At 69.7% G+C, this 641-nt stretch carries 1 protein-coding gene; it reads left to right on the top strand.

All coding sequences use genetic code 11. The features are described from left to right. Positions 1 to 160: 160 nt before the first annotated feature. On the top strand, positions 161 to 641 hold a 481-nt coding region (locus tag Pta02_RS41750), incomplete at its 3' end, for a hypothetical protein (protein WP_239131610.1).

Here is a 641-nt window from a genome sequence, read left to right as displayed (position 1 = left end):
GGCAACTTTTCTGCACCTTTGAGGCACTTCTCCCGCTACACCCCCACGGCTTACTAGATGACGAAGGCCGCTGACACAGGGCCTTCACCGGCCCCGCCGCCTTCCGCTCCGGCAGAAGAACGCCACCCGGAGTCCTGTCGCCGAACAAGGGAACGCCTTCGTGACTTTCGCCGCCCGCCTCAGCACCCGCACCCGCCTGCTCACCGCCACCCTGGGCCTGACCCTGACCGCCGGCCTGAGCCTGGGCACCACCGCTGCCGCGCACGCCGAAAGCACCGAAAAGACCCCCACCACCACCTCGGCCACCTCGGCCACCACCACCTCGGCCACCACCACCGCCGCCGGCGAGCAGCGAGTGATGCTGAAGGGCTCCACCACCGCCTCCTACTACTGGGACGACTCCTCCGGCCGCAACGGCGACACCGGCCTGCCCGCCTCGGGCAAGCCCATGCAAAAGGGCCTGGCCGCCTCCCCCTCCTGGCCCCTGCTGACCGAGGGCTACGTGCTCTACAACGGCAAGAAGGCCCCCTTCTTCGTGGGCGACCGCGGCCCCGGCGAGCCCTCCAACCGCGGCATCATGCTGGACCTGGACGCCAAGACCTTCGCCCAGCTGACCGGCGGCACCTTCAACGCCGACACCC

It is taken from the genome of Paraplanobispora takensis, assembly GCF_016863195.1.
Lineage (GTDB): Bacteria > Actinomycetota > Actinomycetes > Streptosporangiales > Streptosporangiaceae > Planobispora > Planobispora takensis.
This window is presented reverse-complemented; position numbering and strand designations above follow the sequence as displayed.